Raw genomic sequence first — 18593 nt, 5'->3', positions numbered from 1 at the left:
AATAGGTTCAATTGATACGAAAAGAGGAATAGTGCAGTGACATTACAACAACTAAAATATGTGATCGAAGTTGCCACGCGCGGTTCCATGAATGAAGCAGCCAAAAGGTTGTTTATCTCGCAACCCAGCCTTTCGAATGCCATTCGGGATCTGGAGCAGGAGTTGCGAATTACCATTTTTGAACGTACCAATAAGGGGATATCTCTGTCTAAAGAAGGCGTTGAGTTTCTGAGTTATGCCCGTCAGGTGGTAGAACAAGCTGAATTGCTGGAGAATCGTTATCTGAACGCTAAGCCATCCCCGCAGCACTTCTCTGTATCGACGCAGCATTATGCGTTTGCCGTGAATGCCTTTGTTCGTCTGGTACAGCAGTATGGTCAGGATGAATACGAGTTGGCGCTTCGGGAGACAAAGACCTACGAGATTATTCAGGACGTGAAAAGCCTGCGTAGTGAAATTGGCATCCTGTATTTGAATGAGTTCAATGCCAAGGTCATTAACAAATTGTTAAAAGATGCGGGATTGGTTTTCACGAGTTTGTTCACAGCCAAGCCCCATATCTTTATCAGTGTGAAGAACCCGCTGGCGAAGCAGGAGTCGGTTGCAATCGAGCAACTGCAGGATTATCCGTACTTGTCATTTGATCAGGGAGAGTACAATTCCTTTCATTTTTCCGAAGAAATCCTGAGTACGTTATCTCACCCCAAAAGCATACAGGTCAATGACCGCGCAACATTGTTTAACCTGTTGATTGGTCTGAATGGTTATACGATCTCTACGGGTGTACTTAGCGCTGATCTGAACGGAAACGAGATAATTCCTGTACCGCTGGAATGTGAGGAATCCATTAATGTAGGGTGGATAAGCCACAAGAGTACTTCTCTATCTAATCTGGGTGTAGCATATGTCCAGGCTCTGCATGAGGCCATAGGGTCTTAGGAGTGTTAAATGGTTCATCAAAAGGCCGTTTCCGTATGAGTCGGAACGGTTTTTTTGTTGTACTATGACCTTTCAAGTATATAGGGTGGAATGTTGTCATCCCGTGTAATAGAATGAAGGTATATGTCGAAAAGGCTTAAGAGATTGAAGGGAGAACGGTTAGTGAGAGTTCTGTATCGGAATAAAAGTGAACAGCATGAGCTGACGGTATATGATACCAAAAAGCTTTATGGAGAGAAGGGCCAGTTTCGTGTATTAGAATTCTCCAACGCAGCTGTGCAGGGAGCCATGGATTTAGATGAGCCTAACCGGATGGTGTTGGAGTATCTGAGAGCGATGGTGCATCTAATGGAACGGAATGATCCTGAGTTTGATACCGTATTTGTGGTGGGACATGGTATTGGCACATTGCCAACCTACTTGTCTGATCGTCAGGTAAAAGTAGCTGAGCTTGACGCAGAGGTCGTGGAGTTGAGCCAAACCTTTTTTGGATATGAGGGAAGTCCTGTGCTCATCGGGGATGGTCGTGAATTATTAGGCCAAGAACCCGCTGCGACATATGATTATATTATTATTGATGCCTTTACGGCAACGGGTACACCCGAGCAGTTTATATCCAGTGATTTTTTTGCCATGGTCAAGGACAAGCTGGACTCGGACGGAGCTGTGATCCTTAATGTGTTTGGGCGTGCGGGCAACGATCGGCTTGTCAATGCGATCTATACGACACTTCAGGCACAGTTTGCCTATACACGTGCATTTGCATTACCTACAGAAACAGCGGATGAAGTCCAGAATCGAATTTTAATGGGCAGTCATCACCCAATCGAATTTCAGGTTCGTCACATGGCAGGGTTTGTTGAACAAGAACCAGAAGAAGGATATATCATTGTCGATTAAGGCGATCCTGAACAGTGATTCTTCCAGGGAAAGTAAAATGTCATTAAATCGTCAATCTTACGATGTAATTGTTAAGATTTCTCAAACTCTTTATTTGATCTTAACAACTTTTGTATAAGATAGAAGGAATATGCCTTTTCATGAAAATCCGGGGGAAGTAAACGATGATTGCACAGATCAAGAGATCTAGGTTACGAAAAAAAATAAAAAACATCAAGAAGATCAGCCTCACGGCTTTACTCGGCGGGTTGGTCACTATATCAGTTATAATGACATTGACCCTCATGGTCATCTCATCTTATACATCTCAGAAACAGTCACTCATTGATAACACCCTTTCGCTAAACTATGCAAGCGCTGTGCAAATGAGCCAAACGCTGGATTCGCTTTTTTATTCCATGCAGGAGAGCTTGAAATATGCAGCCCAATATTTCCCGGATATGGATCACGCCAATACAAAAGAGTTGAATTCCACATTGGATTTGGTTCGCAATAGTAGTAATTTTTTTAATTCCGTTTCTTTGGTAAATAAAGCGGGGGTAGTCAGGTCTACCTCACCTTACTCACAGGCTAGCGTAGGTCACCATGTTAGTTCCAATGCAGCAAAAGAAGCGGTTAAATTGAGGGCTTCGTATATTTCCGAAGCGTACCAGACACCCAGAACCAAACGCAGAATTGTATTTGTCAGTGAACCAATCTTTGATTCGGCAGGGGAGTATCAAGGAACAATCGGTGGAAATATCTTTTTGCAGGAAAATAATATATTGAGTCTGTCTTTTGGTAGTCAGCTCAAGACAAGTAATGGTTCCTACTTTTTTATTGTGGATAAGAAGGGCACTTTGTTATTTCATCCAAACACCAACCGAATTGGTGAAAATGTCAGTAAAAATGAAGTGGTGCAAAAGCTGTTGGCAAACAAGAACGGTAAAGAACAATACAAAAACCTGGCAGGTGTGGATTCGCTTGCAGGTTATTACAAAGTTCCATCAACAGACTGGGGCGTCGTAATCGTGTCTCCAACCCAAACGGTGTACGATCAGTTGAATCATCATATCCGTATGTTGTTACTGTACACTTCAGTGCCTTTCCTGATCCTGACCCTTATTGTGGTTCGGGTTGCACGCAAGCTGGCCAGTCCTTTTGCTATGCTCGCTGATTTGGTGAATCAGGTCGATAAGGGACAAGTGGATCTACCTGTGATGAAGCCTCATTGGAATAGAGAGGCAGACCTTCTAACGAGAGCAGTTGTTGGCGCATTGGCGAACTTTAGGAAACAGACAAACCAGCTTGTCTATGATGCCAGAACCGATGTTTTAACAGGCATGAACAATCGCAGAACTTTCGAAGAAGTCATCCAGGAATGGATTCAGGATGAGGTGCCATTCTCCATTATTGTTCTGGATATTGACCGCTTCAAGTCCATTAATGATACATTCGGGCATCATGCTGGGGATGAAGTATTGAAACACATTGCCAATATCATTCAATTGTCTGTTCGACCAGAAGATGTCTGCGCCCGGTTTGGTGGAGAGGAATTTGTAGTCTTGTTAAGAAATTCCGAGTCTAACGTGGCTTTTGAGATTGCTGAACGTATCCGAATAACGGTCGAAGAAAGCATATTGCCTATAGATCGTTCCGTCACCATCTCGGCTGGAATTGCTGAATATCCGAAGCACTCCACAACTTCCACAGAACTGTTTCACTTGGCGGATAATGCATTGTATCAAGCGAAGGAAGACGGGCGTAACCGTACGGTTACGATCCAGACGGTTATTAAATAAGCAAGCAAAGAAGCTGTTCCCTAAAAACTAGGGACAGCTTCTTTTGTGTTTTATACCTCTTGCGAGGATCTGGCCAGAACCTCATTTGTATACGTTTCTCCCCAATCTCGCATGCTGAAGATAATCGGCCGTAACGTTTCACCAAATGGTGTGAGGGAATACTCTACTTTAGGTGGAATCTGGGGGTATATTTCACGATGAACAATTCCGCTGCTTTCCAACTCTCGAAGTTGCAGGGTGAGCATACGCTGGGTGATTTCAGGAAACAATTTTCGGATCTCGTTAAATCTCAAAGGACCGGAGAATAAATGATACAAAATGGCACCTTTCCATTTGCCTCCGATCACACTGAGGGTAACTTCCACGGAACAGCCGTATGGCGCGGGACATAGCTTGGTAGCGTCCTTTTTCATTATAAGTACACCTCCACTTTAGGGTGATTTTCTATGGTATCTATTTGGGTGGTTATATTTCATAAAGTACGTATAGTTCATGAAAGAGCATATCACTTATGATGCAGATTATAAACCCTAATTATAGTCGAAGGCAGATGTGTTGATGTCTATAAGATAAAAAAGAGCCCCGGTTTCAGGCTCTTCTCTGAATGTATAAAATATGATGATGAGCGTATATACGCTACTTCAGTGACGATAGAATGGAGTCACATAGAGCCATCGTTGCTATATTATCCTTGGCGCTGGAATGTGGGACAGTCTGATTCTGGCAACACGCGATAAAGTGCACCATTTCACCAACAAACCCGCGTAGATAAAGGTCGCGATAAGCTCCTGACATAGGAGATCCGGAAGGTGTATATACAGTATCTTGCTCCTCGAGAGATTTCCAGGGAAGGCTGGTCGAGCTTCGGGATTGATGAACAGTAAGTGTGTTGATCTCTTCAGCTGACGCAAATCCGTTGTCAAAGGTGACGAGTACACTTTCACTCTCCCGTGACCAAGCGCTCATGCCGGTAAAATAAGCGCTGCCTACTACGTTATTCTCAAAAACAAGGGAAATGCTTTGATTAATGTGTTCCCCATCCTTCACGGTTGTGCCTGTAACCCGTATTACTTCTCCGAATAAGTAACGCATCAGATCGACCATATGTATGGCAGCGAGCTTCATGAACTGTTCCTCATCCTTGCAAAATGGGGTACTGTCTACAGCGAATTTCATCTGGAATGAACGTACCTTACCTAGCGAACCACTATCAATGAGCTCCTTCAGCTTCATGTATACGGGAGCATAACGTTTCATAAAACCGACCATGACAACGACGCCAGCCTGCTCGGCAGCTTCTGCTACAGCTGCGGCTTCCGCTGCATTCCATCCGAGTGGCTTATCCACGTATACATTCTTACCAGCCCGAATGCATTCAAGGACAAGAGTGGTCTGATCTACAGGCTGGGCGACCACAACGACTCCGTCACAAGTTTCCTGTTGTAACATTAGCCCAGCGTTATCATACGCTTTTCCGTTGCTGCCAAATCGCAGCAGAGCTGCTTCAGAGCGTTCCATACTGCGTGTGGCAATGGCCTGGATCTGCGCTCCGGCTTCAACAACAGAAGGATATATATTCGTGGATGCATGAAACCCGGCACCGATAAAGCACAGATGGGTTGTTTTCAAGGTGGATCTCTCCTTCATTTTTTGCATTTGTATGGATGTTATATTTGTTTAATGTTACGATAGGGTGTTTGAAGTTGAGAAAAAAGGACATATGTCCTATCTTGAATGAAAAAAAGAAGTTGCATTTTTATTTTGGAGCATGTATACTCTGAATTACGGTAAAACAAGGAATTGCTTCACCGGAACGCTTTTCATCGATGGATGAGGAGATACATATTATGCGGTCGTGGCGGAATTGGCAGACGCGCACGGTTCAGGTCCGTGTGGGCTAACCCCCCGTGGAGGTTCGAGTCCTCTCGACCGCATCTAACAAAAAAGGTTCGTGAGTTGCTCTAGGGCAATTCACGAACCTTTTTTTATTTTTTGGATCATTCGTGTGAAGCCTACATTTTGCTACCAGCATGCTAATACTAATGTTGCCGTTGGCGCAGAATGACTGCCGTGATGATCCCGGCAATGGCTCCTGCAATACCAAATAGCGTAACACTGGCAACCACTTCAACCGACTGGAGACGAAACAAAAAAGCGATACCACTGCCAAAAGTGGTTCCGGCCAGAAATCCGAGCGATATTCCTAATTCTTTCGTTAATTTCATTGCTTCACCTACTTGGAAATGTGAGATGTGGATTTGCAAATATTGGGTACAGGCAGTAAAGTGTGATCAGGAAAATCATCACATTTTATTTCCTTTTTTATCTTGTGGTTTTAACCCGTTAATTATGCATGATATCTCATATGGGAGGGTAAGAGCGAATGAATATGAACGAACGAATTGCAGCATGGAATGAGGAAGCACAACAGTGTGCTTGCGGTCATCAACACCGGGTGGTGGATATGCTGATTCATCTGGAAGCTGGGGCCATTCAGAGGTTACCGGGTTATTTGTCTGAGCAAGGATATCGTCAGGTGACGGTTGTTTATGATCGACATACGTTTCAGGCGGCCGGATCTGATGTGCTGAGCAGTGTTCGCGAAGCGGGAATACATGTGGATGAGATCGCTCTGCCGGAAAATCGTGCGGGTGATATCATTGCGGATGAAGCAGCTATTGTACAGGTCATGTTGGGTGTGAAACTGGAAAGTCAGGCTGTAATTGCGGTGGGTTCAGGTACCATTCATGATCTGGTGAGATTTGTTTGTTCCAAAATGAACAAGCCCTTTCTGTCCATACCGACAGCGGCTTCAGTGGATGGGTTTACCTCTGCGGGTGCACCCTTAATTGTAAGCGGCGTCAAACAAACATTTCAGGCTGTTCCGCCGGAGGCTATCTTTGCCGATCTGGATATTCTGGAGCAAGCCCCGCAAGTGATGACAGCTGCCGGATTCGGAGATATGCTTGGTAAATATACTTCACTTGCAGACTGGATTGTTTCTCGTGAACTGGGCGGAGAACCGTTCTGTCCAGTTGCTTATCGGATGACAGAAGAAGCGCTGAATACCTGCATAGATCATGTACAAGCTATTGCGGAGGGGCGAGCAGAGGGAGTAGCTGTATTAATGGACGCATTAATTGTTTCCGGTATCTCCATGCTGATCATTGACCATTCCCGTCCGGCATCCGGAGGTGAGCATCATCTGTCTCACATCTTGGAGATGGATCTGATGCAAGCGGGAGAAAGACCGGTTCTGCATGGTGCCAAAGTTGGCGTAGCTTGTGCATTGCTTACGGTGAAATATAAAGAGCTTGCACAGACATCGGGTGAGCCGGTGTTTGGGATATATGACCAATTGCCGGAGGCTTCTCAGCTCATTGCATGGTTGGAACAAGTAGGTGGACCTGTGACTACTGGGCAACTCGGTGTAACCCCTGAGATGGTGGAACATGCGTTCAACACAGCGCATACGCTTCGTCCTCGATATACGGGGTTGAGATATATCAATGAAGTGTTGAACACGAGGTTAGGATGACCTTTTAGAGAGAATGGTCATGATGAAATGCATAATCTTAGCTTGTAGCGGGCTCTGATGGCTCTCCTAGGGAGCAAAAGGCAAAAAAGGGGAGGTTATCTGACACTTCTGATGGAATAGCCAGAACAGTGCTTCAAGTCCGAGAGAGAAGGTATGCATTTCATTTTAAAAAGGCTCTGGCCTCCTAAGAGGAGATCAGAGCCTTTTGGCTGTTCGCTTATTTAGTTGTTGCGACGATCTTTCAAGATGACATCTGCGAACAAAATAGTTTTCGGGATACGGAAAAATTGCTCCGCTTGTTCCTGAAACGCAGCAGAAGGCAGTGTTCCCTGATGCAGCCATTTGCGGAAAGTGCCGGGATGAACCCCGATCCAGTGGCTGACATCTGTCACCGACAAATCATGGACCATACACAAGCCTGTCAAAATACGGTTACTAACCGGAGAGCGGGTCACCGTACGCTTCATGAAGCGAGATGACTCGGGTTGACATATGACAGGGCTATTACGCACAACTTCTTCGTTGAAGAGGATATGACGCGGGTAGCCGAGTAATTGGCAAGTCTTGTCCAAATTGGTACTGCCGGGTATCCGTCCTTCATATACCCACGCACTGACACTGCGTGAAGAGATGGAGAGGTCTTCAGCAAGCTGGGACAACTTGATATCATTGGCCATCAGCACGGCAAGAAGAACCCGATTGCGGATTTGACAGCGTGTCGGTTTTCGGAATCGTTTAACACGGACGCCTTTTCCCAAGTATTTACGGTTGATCAGAGACCACGCCTGGATGGAATGTTGTTCTGGTTGATTAGGCATATTTCCTCCGATTTTTTTTAACCAAATACTACAATAAACAACGGGGTACTTTCAAGTGCCGGGTTTACCGGTTACAAATGCGTCAATGCGTCAATTCATGATAAAGAGGGAACTACGAACTAGACCATGCGCAATTCACATCCTAGTATATTCCTAGATTACAATGTTTCACTAAAAATGAGGGGAGAAATTGAACAGGAATAAAAATAATATAGTTCTAATTACTTATTATTAGGTCTAAAGAACTTTTATCTGTTTTTTGTTGATATGATGCGGTTTATTTCCCTGAATTCCCCAAAAGCATGTGAATTTCGCTCCCCTGTTGCGAAGAGGATGTGCACAAATCTGAAATGATAAATCCGCGTGTTCAGCATGACATGTGACCTGTCAAATCTCTTATTTTTACATATATTGTATGATACTCAAGTGTAAGGGAGAGGTGAGGGACGTGAATCTATCTGTGAATACCTTTGCTGCCATCTCGGGAGCGTTTGTTACGTTTGCTTTTGGCGGATGGGATCAGTTGCTGAGCCTGCTCGCGGTCGCGATGGCTGTGGATTATATAACAGGTTTGGCAGCGGCGGTAAGAACGGGTACCGGGTTGAATAGCAACATTGGATTCTGGGGGATTGCTCGCAAAGGGCTCATGCTGACCGTTGTTTTGCTTGCTCATCGAATTGATCTGATCATGGGAACGGATTTTATCAAAGGCGGAGCTATTTATTTCTATCTGGTGAATGAACTCATTTCGATTACCGAGAATTATGCCAAAATCGGTCTTCCATTGCCTGCAAAGCTCAGACAGGCCATTGCAGTGTTGAAGAAACAGGAAGATCAGGAGTATCTGATGAATCGTGAATGGGCCAAACCGCAGCAAACTCCAGACAACAGCAAGCAGCAGGCTGAAACAGGACAAACTTTGCAGGATGACTCAGCGAAACAGACGGAGGATGGATCGCAAAAGAAATCCGAATCGAAAGGAAACGGTTCGGGTTAGTTTTTCTTATCAAGAGAACGTTTCCAAGTATCCTTTCGTAATAGAGAACGTTATGATATATTTTGGATACATGAAAATTCATTCATTTCTACTATTATATTAAACGAGGTGCTTGCCCAGATGATAAAACATATTGTCCTGTTTAAAATGAAAGATCGCTCAGCAGAAAGTATTGAAGCTGCAGCCCAGGTGCTTCGCAATCTGGAAGGTAAAATTGATGTCCTAGTTTCACTTGAAATCGGGATTGATGTGCTTCGCTCGGAGAGATCGTTCGACATTTCACTCACAGCGGAGTTTGCGTCATTGGAAGATCTCCAGGCGTATCAGGTACACCCGCTTCATCAGGAAGTTATCAAGTACATGAACGAAGTCAGAGAACAGTCAATTGCAGTGGACTACGAAATCTGATCTGTCATTCAAACTACGTTGAGATAAAGGGGACTCTGCATGAGCGATTTAAGAGACGTTATGGAATTTCTATATATTTTTGTTGTGTTTCTAATCGCTTGTCCTGTGATGATATTCTGGCTTAAGCGAAGAGGGAAACGGAACCGATAACTCACTGAACGGGAAGTGAACGAATGTATTATGTGAACAGAGAACAGATTGCCCGCCGGCTTGCTGCTGTACCGGAAGTAGCTGAAGGACTTCGTGGGGCAGCAGAGGCTTGGGACGGCAGTCTCATGCTGGGGATGGTACAGGAACGTTGTCTTCACCTGGCGATAGAAATTGTTACCGATGTGGGAAGTTATCTGATAGACGGCTTCATCATGAGAGATGCGAGCAGTTATGATGATATTATTCAGATTAATTATGAAGAAAAGGTTTTTGATGATTCGACCTATGAGATATTGCGTCAGCTTGTCACGTTACGCAAACCACTGGTGCAGGATTATTACAGTTGGGAGCGGTCTGAGCTGCATCCGATTAGCGTAGAGTTGCCGAGTATACTTGAACATTTTACTACTCAGGTTAGCGCCTACGTGGAAACAGAACTTGGTCCTTTCAATACGGCACAGGCCGAGGGACAGCGTAAGGAATGAGGGAAATCGCATGACAAATGAATCAAGAGAATTCAATGAAGTAAATACTGAAAGTAACGAAACGAATGAAACACCTTCCGGATTCCATCCGGTGTATATGGTTGAATTCTTGTTCCGGGAACGTCCAGAGGTGGATCACTTGCGTTTGCAGGAAGCGATGATTCGTCATACAGGACAAGTCCGACTGGATGTGAAACAAGAAAGCGGAGGGCAAAAGCATGAGATGCTCGTCTTCTACCATCTGGACCATAAGGTATCCTTTCAGGAAGGGGATATCCCTGCGCAGACCTGCATGCTTCCTGTGAATGAAATCGCAGATCGTGCTCGCTTTGGCGGTGCTCTGCAACAAGCATGGCATTGGCCGGAAGTGGGACAGGTTGTAGAAGCTTCGCGGTACTCCATCCGGATACATGATATGTTCACGGCTGCCATGCCTCGTAAGCAGCGCCTGGAGCTGTTTCAGAAGACTGTGCTGGCAATCATGGAAAGTTTGACCTGTGACGCGCTGTATTGGTATGGCAGTGATAAGCTCGTTGAACCGGAAGCATATACGCAAGCTCAGGAACGTGAGGAACATCTGTATGCAGCCATGAATGTTCGAATGTATCAAGCCGGAGGTACAGAGGAACAACGCGGGTTGGTCATGGATACCGTGGGATTATCTGCGCTGGGTGTACCTGATGTCCAGTGTCACTTCGTCGGTCTTGATCCAGATACGGTGGCTCAGACCTTACTGGGTGCAGCGTATTACATATTTGATCAGGGGGATGTCCTGCAAGATGGACAGACGCTGGGTTCTTCAGGTGGACGTCGCTGGCGTTGTGAACATCAGGCGGCATTGATTGCACCTGGACGATATGTGATTGATTTGGACCCGGGGGATGAGCATGCCGCGGCTGATCTCGAGCCGGCTCGTCAGAACTGAGTTTAAGCCAAGTCATTTGCATCCATTCAAAAAGGGCGTGCAGATTATTTTTAACATCTGGAGTGTCAAGTCAAGCCTGTGCTGCTTATAATGCATCAACAGAGTAGGCATTCGCCCGGATGGCTGAGCGACAGACCGTTGCTTCTAGTCCGGTACTTAAACAATAGTAAAGGGAGAGATGTGACGTGAAGGATTCTAACAAAAGTTTGTTGTGGGGAGCTCTTATCGGCTCCGTGGTTGGTTCAGTAACGGCATTATTGCTGGCACCGAAATCGGGACGTGAACTTCGTCAGGATATTACAGAAGGTGCTCGTCAGGTATCGGAGAAAGGTCAGGAACTGGCTGGTATCGTGGGTGAACAAAGTTCCCAGATCGTATCCAAAGTTAAAGAGACCGCAGATGTCGTGATTCAGGATATTCAATCCTGGCGCAATTGCGCTGAAGGAAAAGAAATTCGCATATCGGCAGCCATTGTTGATAACGAGATTGATAAAGAAGCTGATGAACCCGGAATTGACATTGTAGCGAAGCTTCCTGCGGATGAGTCCAAGGACGACAACTAAGCAAAGCTTGATAAGCAGGCTTTCCTCTATTTAGAGGAGAGCCTGCTTTGTTGCGTGTCCACACATAGATGGCAAGCGCGTGGATTTAATTTGAACCCTGCGATGAAATCGGGTAAGATGTAGGTACCTTTTTGCCGGAATGTTCATACGGTAGGAAGAAAGCTCTGAGAAACAATCGTTTTGAGAACCAATTCAATGAAGAAGGAAGCGGTGTGTTCGTGCAGCAAGCAATCGCTATATTAGACTCCGGTGTGGGGGGATTGACCGTCGCCAAGGAAGTGATGCGTCAGCTCCCGCGGGAAAAGATCATTTATTTTGGGGATACTGCCCGGACACCGTACGGACCCCGTTCGTCCGAACAAGTAAAACAATTTACGGAACAAATCGTTGATTTCTTGATCCAATTCGATCCGAAGGTTATCGTTATCGCCTGTAACACAGCAACAGCAGCCGCGCTGGAGTATATCCGTGCCAAGGTGAATGTGCCTGTCATTGGTGTTATACATCCGGGTGCGCGGGCCGCAATCACAGCGACACGTACAGGACGTATTGGTGTGATTGGTACCACGGGTACCATAGGTAGTGGGGCTTATACATCGGCACTCAAACAGTTGTCCCCCTATATTGATGTGGTCAGTCAGGCTTGTCCGGCGCTGGTGCCGTTGGTGGAACAAGGTGAATTTCGTTCCGAGCACACGACACATACGGTGGAACAATCATTGGGCGAGATCAAACAACAGCCAATCGATTGTCTTATTCTGGGTTGTACGCATTATCCCTTTCTCATGGACACGATTCAGGAAGTTATGGGGCAGGAAGTGAAGTTAATCAGTTCAGCAGATGAAACGGCACGTGAAATCAGTACGATTTTATATGATAAACGAAAGCTGGCCAGTGGGGATGAGACCCCGGTGCATCAATTTTTCTGCACGGGTGACCCGCGAATGTTCCAGAATATCACCCGTCGATGGTTGGGGGAGCAGATCTCCAAGACCCCTGTTGTCTGGCAGGTAACGCAATTATCATAGTTATACTCAAAATATGCATGAATAAGACTTTTAATTAATGTATTTTGGTTGTGGACTATCCCGGAACTGTGAAGTTCCGGGATTTTTTGTCGTCATTATGCATTAACCGGAGATAAACATGATTCATGTCACATGACGGACAACCCGACCTGCATACATATGTTACAGACACGAAATCGGTCAGAACTGGACAGGAGACCTGTCTTTTCCTGTGGAAAGGAGAACAACATGGATCTGCAGTGGATTATCGTTCAGCGGGGAGATACATTGCCGCGAATTGCGTCAGCGTATCATATGTCCAAAGAGTTTCTTGCCGCACTGAACCCGGAAGTGGCTTCCCAGCCATACTTGCTGGCAGGTCAGATGCTGCGTATTGTCCCCGGGACAGGTCGCAGATACGCTGTACCGCCTGGAGAAAGTGTAGGGGAGATTGCAGGCAGATTTGGTCTGGACGAAGAGGTGTTGCGCCAGGCCAATCCCGAAATCACCAATGTAACCGACTGGGTTGGTCGCTGTATTCATATTCCGGCTTCGAATGGAAAAACTATTGTGAAGATTCAGGGAGAGTATGGTTATCGAGAATTAATTAGGGACATAGAAAAACTGGAAAATCAATACCCTTTTATTGAGACGGGGTCCATTGGAACAAGTGTCATGGGGAAGTCGCTGCCTTATTTGTGTATTGGGCAAGGGTCCAGACATATCCATGTTAACGCTTCCGTTCATGCTAATGAGTGGTTGACAACTGCAGTTCTGATGAAGTTTATCGAGGAGTATGCCGAGGCGTATAGTGCGCATAGGACATGGCATCAATACCAGACAGAACGTTGGATGCAAGAGACGACACTCTGGGCCGTGCCGATGGTTAATCCGGACGGGGTCGAACTGGTTCAGGAAGGTGTGGTCAATCATCATCCACATGCACAGCAGTTGTTGGCCTGGAATGCGGACAGATCACATTTCACCCATTGGAAGGCCAACATCAGAGGGGTGGATCTGAATGATCAATTTCCAGCTCATTGGGATGAAGAGGCAGCGAGAAGAGGTGTGACCTCACCTGGCCCCAGGGATTATGCAGGGACAGCGCCATTGACAGAACCGGAGGCACAGGCCCTTGCGCGGTGGACGCAGCAACATACATTTGATGCGGTTGTATCCCTGCATAGTCAGGGACAGGAGATCTATTGGAACTATCGTGATCTTGAACCTAGAGAGAGCGGACCGTTGTCGCGGAGACTCGCCAAAGCTTCCGGCTATAAGGCAGTGAAGCTCGGTGGCAGTGATGCCGGATACAAGGACTGGTTTATTCAAGATTTCGGTAGACCGGGCTTCACGGTGGAAGTTGGATTGGGTGTTAATCCGCTTCCCGTAGAACAGTTTGATGATATCTGTATAGAAGTGGGAATGTTGCTGGCTGAACTGTTATCCAATGGACAATGAGGCAAGACCCCGAATGATGAAGGTGTGAAACTTAACAGTAGATCATTCGTATAACAGGAACGGACGCTATGAGCGACGTTCCCTTTTTATTATTTTTTATAATGGCATGTCACATCATTCGTTCTGAATGGTTTTCGAACGGGTAATGATGGATGTGCCGTTTCGGCGACATATACAATTATACGGAGGGATTCAAATGAAGTGGAGAAGACTGCTGTCGTTCAAACGATGGACACAAGTTTTCAAAAGGCTCCCCCGGCTGCTCCGGGCTCCGCAGATTCCTTTGGGAGAAAAGTTGTTGTTTATTATTCCGGCGCTGTTATACTGGGTACTTCCTGACGTAATGCCGTTTATGCCCATCGATGATATCGGGGTCACTTTGATTCTGATGAACTGGTTTGTAAGCCGGGCAGAACGTAAATATCCTGTGCTTCAGGAGGGGGCACCTTCTTAATTTGCGGCCCAATGGATCATTTTAACACTGAATTCGCATCAATGTTATTGCGAAGAGCGGTAACTTTCTTTACAATAGATGCTGTAGTTTAAGAATGCTGAAATTGTTGAAACCTGCAATTACAATATAGGAGATGAAGAGAATGAACTGCAAAATTACGCGTAATGCTGCTAAAGTACTGAAGCTTGAATTGGACAAGCCGGAGAACGAAGGAAAAAAACTGCGCGTTGTCATCACACATGCACATGGTGACCATGCTCACTATGGGCTTGATCTCGACACACCTAAAGAAAATGATACGGTTGTATCTACGGATAAAGAAATTGATGTCATTCTCGCGAATGATCAGCCTTTGTTGAACGGTGTAAAAATTGATTATCTCTACTTCCCGGAAGAGGGATTTGTTATTACGAATCCGTCCCAAGGCAATCACGGCGACCACTAAGGGCGCGAAGAAGGGGAACTCATGGCTAACGATATCCGCGTATGCGAAAAGTGTAATCATGTTCGACTGAAATCGATTGTGCCCAAGTTGCAAAAAATGGCTCCCGACACGGAGATCAAGATTGGGTGCAAATCCTATTGCGGTCCTTGCGCGAAACGTGCGTTTGTCTTTATCAACGGTCGGTACATCAGTGCGCCGACAGAAGAAGAAGTGCTCGCCAAAGTCGCAAAGTTCGTGAAGTAATAGGATATGATATAACAAGGTGAGTGGAGAAAACTGTCCACACATCACAAAGGAGGGCTACGTGCCTCTCCTTTTTTTTGCGTTTGGGTAACAGTGAAAGGATGTGTTACTCCATAGCACCTTTGACCATTTCAGTAATTTGGAAGGTGTTTTCTTGAATTTGAATGGCGATGACGGTAGTATCCTTTTTCAGAAAATGTACATGTCCCAGCCGTTCTTCCTCTAATTCCACCCATCCTGTATCCGCTAACTTCTTAAAATAATCCATTGGTGGGTATAGTCCTTGCTCACCCCCAATATGTTTCAGTTCATACTTAACACCTTCTTTAAGAGTGGGATGATCGGAATAAGCTATGTTTTCAATGAGCTTTGCATTGGTTGGAACCGGGATGTCTGGGTTCATGTATGATGCTGTATATCCTTCTATCTTGTATGTTGCAGGAGCGCAGCCTTGTACCCAAATGAGGAAGGGCAACATACAGAGTGTCAGTAATATTTTCTTCAAATGAATTCCTCCTGATTTGGCATGATTATCTAATAAACGTAGCTAAATCAACTAAAGTTACGATAAAAACACAAAAGAAGAATAAGGAAGGCTTGTGTTATCCATCCTAAAGGAGTAACAGGAACATGATAATCCCAAGGAGGAATACTCATGCCGAAGCGTTATGATTCCAGTTTGCAAGCCGATACCACCGTATCTCAGGCGCAAAATGCGGTGAACAAGCTTCATTATGCTGTATCTCAGGCCCTGTCTCATCCGACGGCACAGACCATTGTACAGGCGGAACGTCGTCTGGCACATACGGAGCAAGCGATGCGACAAGCAGAGCTTTCACTCGGAGGGCAAGGTGTTGAGTTGGCAGAGGAAATGTTCATCGAGGAGAAGAGAAGATTGAATTCAATCCAGAGTCAGCACGGTCAAGGGAATATATAACGTTCCTGTCACATCAGAACCCGCAGGGCAGCAATGCTTTGCGGGTTTTTCATATCTTTTGCAAAGACTCTCGATCCATGGGTTTACTCCGACAGTATGTCGAATGGTCGCTTAAAATTCTGTGAGAAGGTTAATAGAACAAGAGCAGGCAAAATTCCATACGGGAGGTACAGAATGACAAAACATATTACAGATTGTACGATTCTGAACAACGGAGTAACGATGCCATGGCTAGGATTTGGAACATATAAAGCAAAAGGTAAGGAAGTACAACAGGCGGTTGAGACCGCTTTGGAGGTTGGATATCGCAGTATTGATACCGCGTCCATTTATGGCAATGAGGAAGAAGTGGGACAAGCTATTGCAAGCAGTGGTGTTGCCCGTAACGAACTGTTTGTGACGACCAAGCTCTGGAACGAGGATCAGGGATTTGATTCAACGTTGAGAGCATTTGAAGCCAGTCAGAAGGCACTGGGACTGAATGTGATTGATCTTTACTTAATTCACTGGCCTGGCAGAGACCAGTATAAGGAGACGTGGAGAGCATTCGAACGTCTATATAGCGAAGGAAGCATCCGTGCGATTGGTGTGAGTAACTTTCAAGTTCACCATTTGCAAGATATCATAGATGAGGGCGGAACGGTGCCTGCGGTAAATCAGGTAGAGCTGCATCCGGGTCTGATCCAGCAGGAACTTCAGGATTTCTGTGGGGCGCAGGGAATTCAGCTGGAGGCATGGAGTCCTATTATGAAAGGTAAGCTGAACCATGAGTCCACCCTCAAAGCACTGGCCCAGAAATATGGGAAAACACCAGCACAGATTATTCTGCGTTGGGACATTCAGAATCAGATTGTGACGATTCCGAAGTCCGTTACCCCGGAGCGTATTCGTGAGAATGCGGACATCTTTGACTTTGAATTGACACCGGATGAGTTGAGACAAATTGATGCACTGGATTCGGATAAGCGGACGGGTCCACATCCGGATCAACTGTTCTGGGATTAAGGGAGTAGGCGCTAATTGAATATAAGTGTTTGATGATAAGTTAGTGGAGGTTCCGGTTACGGATCGTTCTTTCGATCGCTGTTGTCTCCAAATTTTTTTTGATTCTCTTTCCAGAGGTTAAAATTTGGAGACAAAGGCGACCGCTTCGCTTCTTCAGAATCGATTCCGTCCCCTCCACAGTAACTGTCCATCAAACACAAAAATATACAATGAGCTAGAATGGTGTGTAGTATATAAAAAAAGCAGCAGGATCGGGAAATATCCCTAGATCCTGCTGCTTTTTTCGTGTGAATTGGCTTAATTTTTTTTCGGAACTTCGCAGCCGTCATCTGTGCAGACACCGCTGCCGTCTGTTTCTGTTGTGTTAGATTCAACCATTGTGAATGGGGAACGCTCGTCCCATGCTTTTTGAATGGCATCCAGGAATACCTCGTCAGGCTGAGCGCCTGACACGGCGAACTTGCGGTCGAATACAAAGAACGGTACGCCGCGGATGCCGAGTTGCTCGCCTTCTGCTTGGTCAGCACGGACATTGTCGGTGAATTGATCACTGGACAACACTGCTGTAGCTGCGTCTCGATCTAGGCCAACTTCTTCTGCTAACTGAGCCAACACTTCAGTGTCGCCGGAGTGTTTACCTTCAATAAACACAGCTTGGAAGATCCGTTCACTCAGTTCAAGCGCTTTACCTTGTGTATCCGCCCAGTGTGTCAATCGGTGAGCTGAGAAGGAGTTCGTAGGGATCATGGCATCGATATTGTATTCCAGTCCTGCCGTGCGAGCATTGGCATTCATCTGGGCATTCATCCCTTTGGCCTGTTCCACGCTCATATTATATTTGGCAGCCAGATATTCCGAATTGGTTTTGCCTGGGTTCAATGCAGCATTTGGATCCAGCTCAAAGCTTTTGAATTGCAGCTTCACTTCATCACGGTGTGGAAACTGTTCCAATACATTCTCCAAGCGGCGTTTGCCGATATAACAGAAAGGGCAGAGAAAATCAGACCATATCTCAATATTCATTATGTTAAACCTCCATTATCCTTTTAGTTGAAACTAATATAGTTACAATTATAAAGCCACTTTCTATAATTCGCAAGGAGATTGCTATTTATCCCGATATGCCTTGGACCAATGATAAGGCTGGATCTCACTCAGTCTCTTGAAGACCAGTTGACCAGAAGGATCGTATACGGCAGCTTTGACTTCTTCGCCCCAGTAAAATAATCGTTCCTGGCATACACCGCAAGGTGTAAGGACCTTAAATTCTGAATGCTCGTCATCACGAGCGATACAGAGGGAGTGGGTGACACGTTCGTTCAATTTGTGGGCTTCCAGATAAGCTCCTGTTTCCATGCACAGATGCGTGGCATCGTTGATGACCTCTGGAGCTACGCTAATCAGCAGGGAACCGGCTTCGGTATAAACGGCAGCCGCACCGCCCCATCCCTGAGGATAACGTTGCTTCACAAAATTTTCGGCTGCATCCAACAATTTCTGTTCAATATTAAGTGGTTCAGTGTGTGATGTCATGTAA

22 protein-coding genes, 1 tRNA gene and 1 pseudogene are annotated in these 18593 nt (G+C 45.7%); 17 read left to right on the top strand and 7 right to left on the bottom strand.

What is annotated here, in order from left to right; all coding sequences use genetic code 11:
• The first annotated feature begins 36 nt into the window (after positions 1-36).
• The 3 genes from QF049_RS13475 to QF049_RS13465 all read left to right on the top strand — a co-directional run bounded on the left by QF049_RS13475 (position 37) and on the right by QF049_RS13465 (position 3620).
• Positions 37-939: a LysR family transcriptional regulator gene (locus QF049_RS13475; RefSeq protein WP_076209057.1), complete on the top strand. Its 903-nt coding sequence runs from the start codon at positions 37-39 to the stop codon at positions 937-939.
• A 123-nt stretch (positions 940-1062) separates the two neighbouring features.
• On the top strand, positions 1063-1839 hold the full coding sequence (locus QF049_RS13470) for a spermidine synthase (protein ID WP_307538012.1): 777 nt from the start codon (positions 1063-1065) through the stop codon (positions 1837-1839).
• Positions 1840-2204: 365 nt separating this feature from the next.
• On the top strand, positions 2205-3620 hold the full coding sequence (locus tag QF049_RS13465) for a sensor domain-containing diguanylate cyclase (protein WP_373428246.1): 1416 nt from the start codon (positions 2205-2207) through the stop codon (positions 3618-3620).
• Positions 3621-3670: 50 nt separating this feature from the next.
• Here the strand turns inward: QF049_RS13465 and QF049_RS13460 are convergent, their stop codons facing one another.
• Both QF049_RS13460 and QF049_RS13455 read right to left on the bottom strand, forming a co-directional pair.
• Positions 3671-4033 (bottom strand): winged helix-turn-helix transcriptional regulator, encoded by a 363-nt coding sequence (locus tag QF049_RS13460; protein ID WP_091017583.1) that lies wholly within the window; start codon positions 4031-4033, stop codon positions 3671-3673.
• Between the two features lie 223 nt (positions 4034-4256).
• Complete coding sequence (locus tag QF049_RS13455; RefSeq protein ID WP_307538006.1) at positions 4257-5249, bottom strand: Gfo/Idh/MocA family protein; 993 nt, start codon at positions 5247-5249, stop codon at positions 4257-4259.
• 220 nt (positions 5250-5469) lie between these two features.
• Here QF049_RS13455 and QF049_RS13450 point away from each other — a divergent pair.
• Positions 5470-5554, top strand: a tRNA-Leu gene (locus QF049_RS13450).
• Between the two features lie 105 nt (positions 5555-5659).
• Here QF049_RS13450 and QF049_RS13445 read toward each other — a convergent pair.
• Positions 5660-5845 (bottom strand): hypothetical protein, encoded by a 186-nt coding sequence (locus QF049_RS13445; RefSeq protein ID WP_036609735.1) that lies wholly within the window; start codon positions 5843-5845, stop codon positions 5660-5662.
• Between the two features lie 158 nt (positions 5846-6003).
• Between QF049_RS13445 and QF049_RS13440 the strand changes: the two genes are divergently transcribed.
• Positions 6004-7158: a sn-glycerol-1-phosphate dehydrogenase gene (locus tag QF049_RS13440; protein ID WP_307538004.1), complete on the top strand. Its 1155-nt coding sequence runs from the start codon at positions 6004-6006 to the stop codon at positions 7156-7158.
• A 221-nt stretch (positions 7159-7379) separates the two neighbouring features.
• Here the strand turns inward: QF049_RS13440 and QF049_RS13435 are convergent, their stop codons facing one another.
• The gene (locus QF049_RS13435; protein WP_017689431.1) at positions 7380-7976 is read right to left on the bottom strand and encodes a helix-turn-helix domain-containing protein; all 597 of its coding nucleotides are present in this window, start codon (positions 7974-7976) and stop codon (positions 7380-7382) included.
• A 415-nt stretch (positions 7977-8391) separates the two neighbouring features.
• On the opposite strand from QF049_RS13435, the pseudogene QF049_RS13430 reads away from it, so the two are divergent.
• The 10 genes and pseudogenes from QF049_RS13430 to QF049_RS13385 form a co-directional block, all read left to right on the top strand.
• Positions 8392-8808 (top strand): annotated as a pseudogene (locus tag QF049_RS13430) (phage holin family protein); the annotation flags it as partial.
• A 285-nt stretch (positions 8809-9093) separates the two neighbouring features.
• The gene (locus QF049_RS13425; protein ID WP_017689429.1) at positions 9094-9381 is read left to right on the top strand and encodes a Dabb family protein; all 288 of its coding nucleotides are present in this window, start codon (positions 9094-9096) and stop codon (positions 9379-9381) included.
• A 173-nt stretch (positions 9382-9554) separates the two neighbouring features.
• Entirely contained in the window at positions 9555-10016 is a 462-nt protein-coding gene (locus QF049_RS13420; RefSeq protein ID WP_124113915.1) for a DUF86 domain-containing protein, read from the top strand.
• A 10-nt stretch (positions 10017-10026) separates the two neighbouring features.
• A complete protein-coding gene (locus QF049_RS13415) occupies positions 10027-10941 on the top strand; it encodes a DUF4261 domain-containing protein (protein WP_150364383.1) in 915 nt (304 codons plus the stop codon).
• 185 nt (positions 10942-11126) lie between these two features.
• The gene (locus QF049_RS13410; RefSeq protein WP_091017573.1) at positions 11127-11504 is read left to right on the top strand and encodes a YtxH domain-containing protein; all 378 of its coding nucleotides are present in this window, start codon (positions 11127-11129) and stop codon (positions 11502-11504) included.
• A gap of 218 nt (positions 11505-11722) precedes the next feature.
• Entirely contained in the window at positions 11723-12532 is an 810-nt protein-coding gene (racE, locus tag QF049_RS13405; RefSeq protein ID WP_076209504.1) for a glutamate racemase, read from the top strand.
• A gap of 228 nt (positions 12533-12760) precedes the next feature.
• Entirely contained in the window at positions 12761-13972 is a 1212-nt protein-coding gene (locus QF049_RS13400) for a M14 family zinc carboxypeptidase (protein ID WP_373428245.1), read from the top strand.
• A 196-nt stretch (positions 13973-14168) separates the two neighbouring features.
• The gene (locus QF049_RS13395; RefSeq protein ID WP_017689423.1) at positions 14169-14426 is read left to right on the top strand and encodes a hypothetical protein; all 258 of its coding nucleotides are present in this window, start codon (positions 14169-14171) and stop codon (positions 14424-14426) included.
• Between the two features lie 142 nt (positions 14427-14568).
• Positions 14569-14871, top strand: a complete 303-nt coding sequence (locus tag QF049_RS13390; RefSeq protein WP_036670085.1) for a heme biosynthesis protein HemY — start codon at positions 14569-14571, stop codon at positions 14869-14871.
• Between the two features lie 21 nt (positions 14872-14892).
• A complete protein-coding gene (locus tag QF049_RS13385) occupies positions 14893-15114 on the top strand; it encodes a YuzB family protein (RefSeq protein ID WP_017689421.1) in 222 nt (73 codons plus the stop codon).
• Positions 15115-15220: 106 nt separating this feature from the next.
• Here QF049_RS13385 and QF049_RS13380 read toward each other — a convergent pair whose 3' ends face one another.
• A complete protein-coding gene (locus tag QF049_RS13380; protein WP_307538000.1) occupies positions 15221-15619 on the bottom strand; it encodes a hypothetical protein in 399 nt (132 codons plus the stop codon).
• A gap of 150 nt (positions 15620-15769) precedes the next feature.
• On the opposite strand from QF049_RS13380, the gene QF049_RS13375 reads away from it, so the two are divergent.
• Both QF049_RS13375 and QF049_RS13370 read left to right on the top strand, forming a co-directional pair.
• Entirely contained in the window at positions 15770-16051 is a 282-nt protein-coding gene (locus QF049_RS13375; protein WP_307413937.1) for a hypothetical protein, read from the top strand.
• Positions 16052-16225: 174 nt separating this feature from the next.
• Positions 16226-17056 carry an aldo/keto reductase gene (locus QF049_RS13370; protein WP_307413935.1) on the top strand — a complete coding sequence of 277 codons (831 nt, stop codon included), beginning with the start codon at positions 16226-16228 and terminating at the stop codon, positions 17054-17056.
• Between the two features lie 297 nt (positions 17057-17353).
• Here QF049_RS13370 and QF049_RS13365 read toward each other — a convergent pair whose 3' ends face one another.
• Both QF049_RS13365 and QF049_RS13360 read right to left on the bottom strand, forming a co-directional pair.
• The gene (locus QF049_RS13365; RefSeq protein ID WP_307537998.1) at positions 17354-18079 is read right to left on the bottom strand and encodes a DsbA family oxidoreductase; all 726 of its coding nucleotides are present in this window, start codon (positions 18077-18079) and stop codon (positions 17354-17356) included.
• Positions 18080-18163: 84 nt separating this feature from the next.
• Complete coding sequence (locus tag QF049_RS13360) at positions 18164-18589, bottom strand: cytidine deaminase (RefSeq protein ID WP_307537996.1); 426 nt, start codon at positions 18587-18589, stop codon at positions 18164-18166.
• Between the last annotated feature and the right edge of the window lie 4 nt (positions 18590-18593).

The organism is Paenibacillus sp. W4I10, assembly GCF_030816325.1.
In the GTDB taxonomy this organism is placed as follows: domain Bacteria; phylum Bacillota; class Bacilli; order Paenibacillales; family Paenibacillaceae; genus Paenibacillus; species Paenibacillus amylolyticus_B.
Note: the sequence above shows the minus strand (reverse complement) of the source record. Positions and strands in the feature narration are given on the sequence as shown.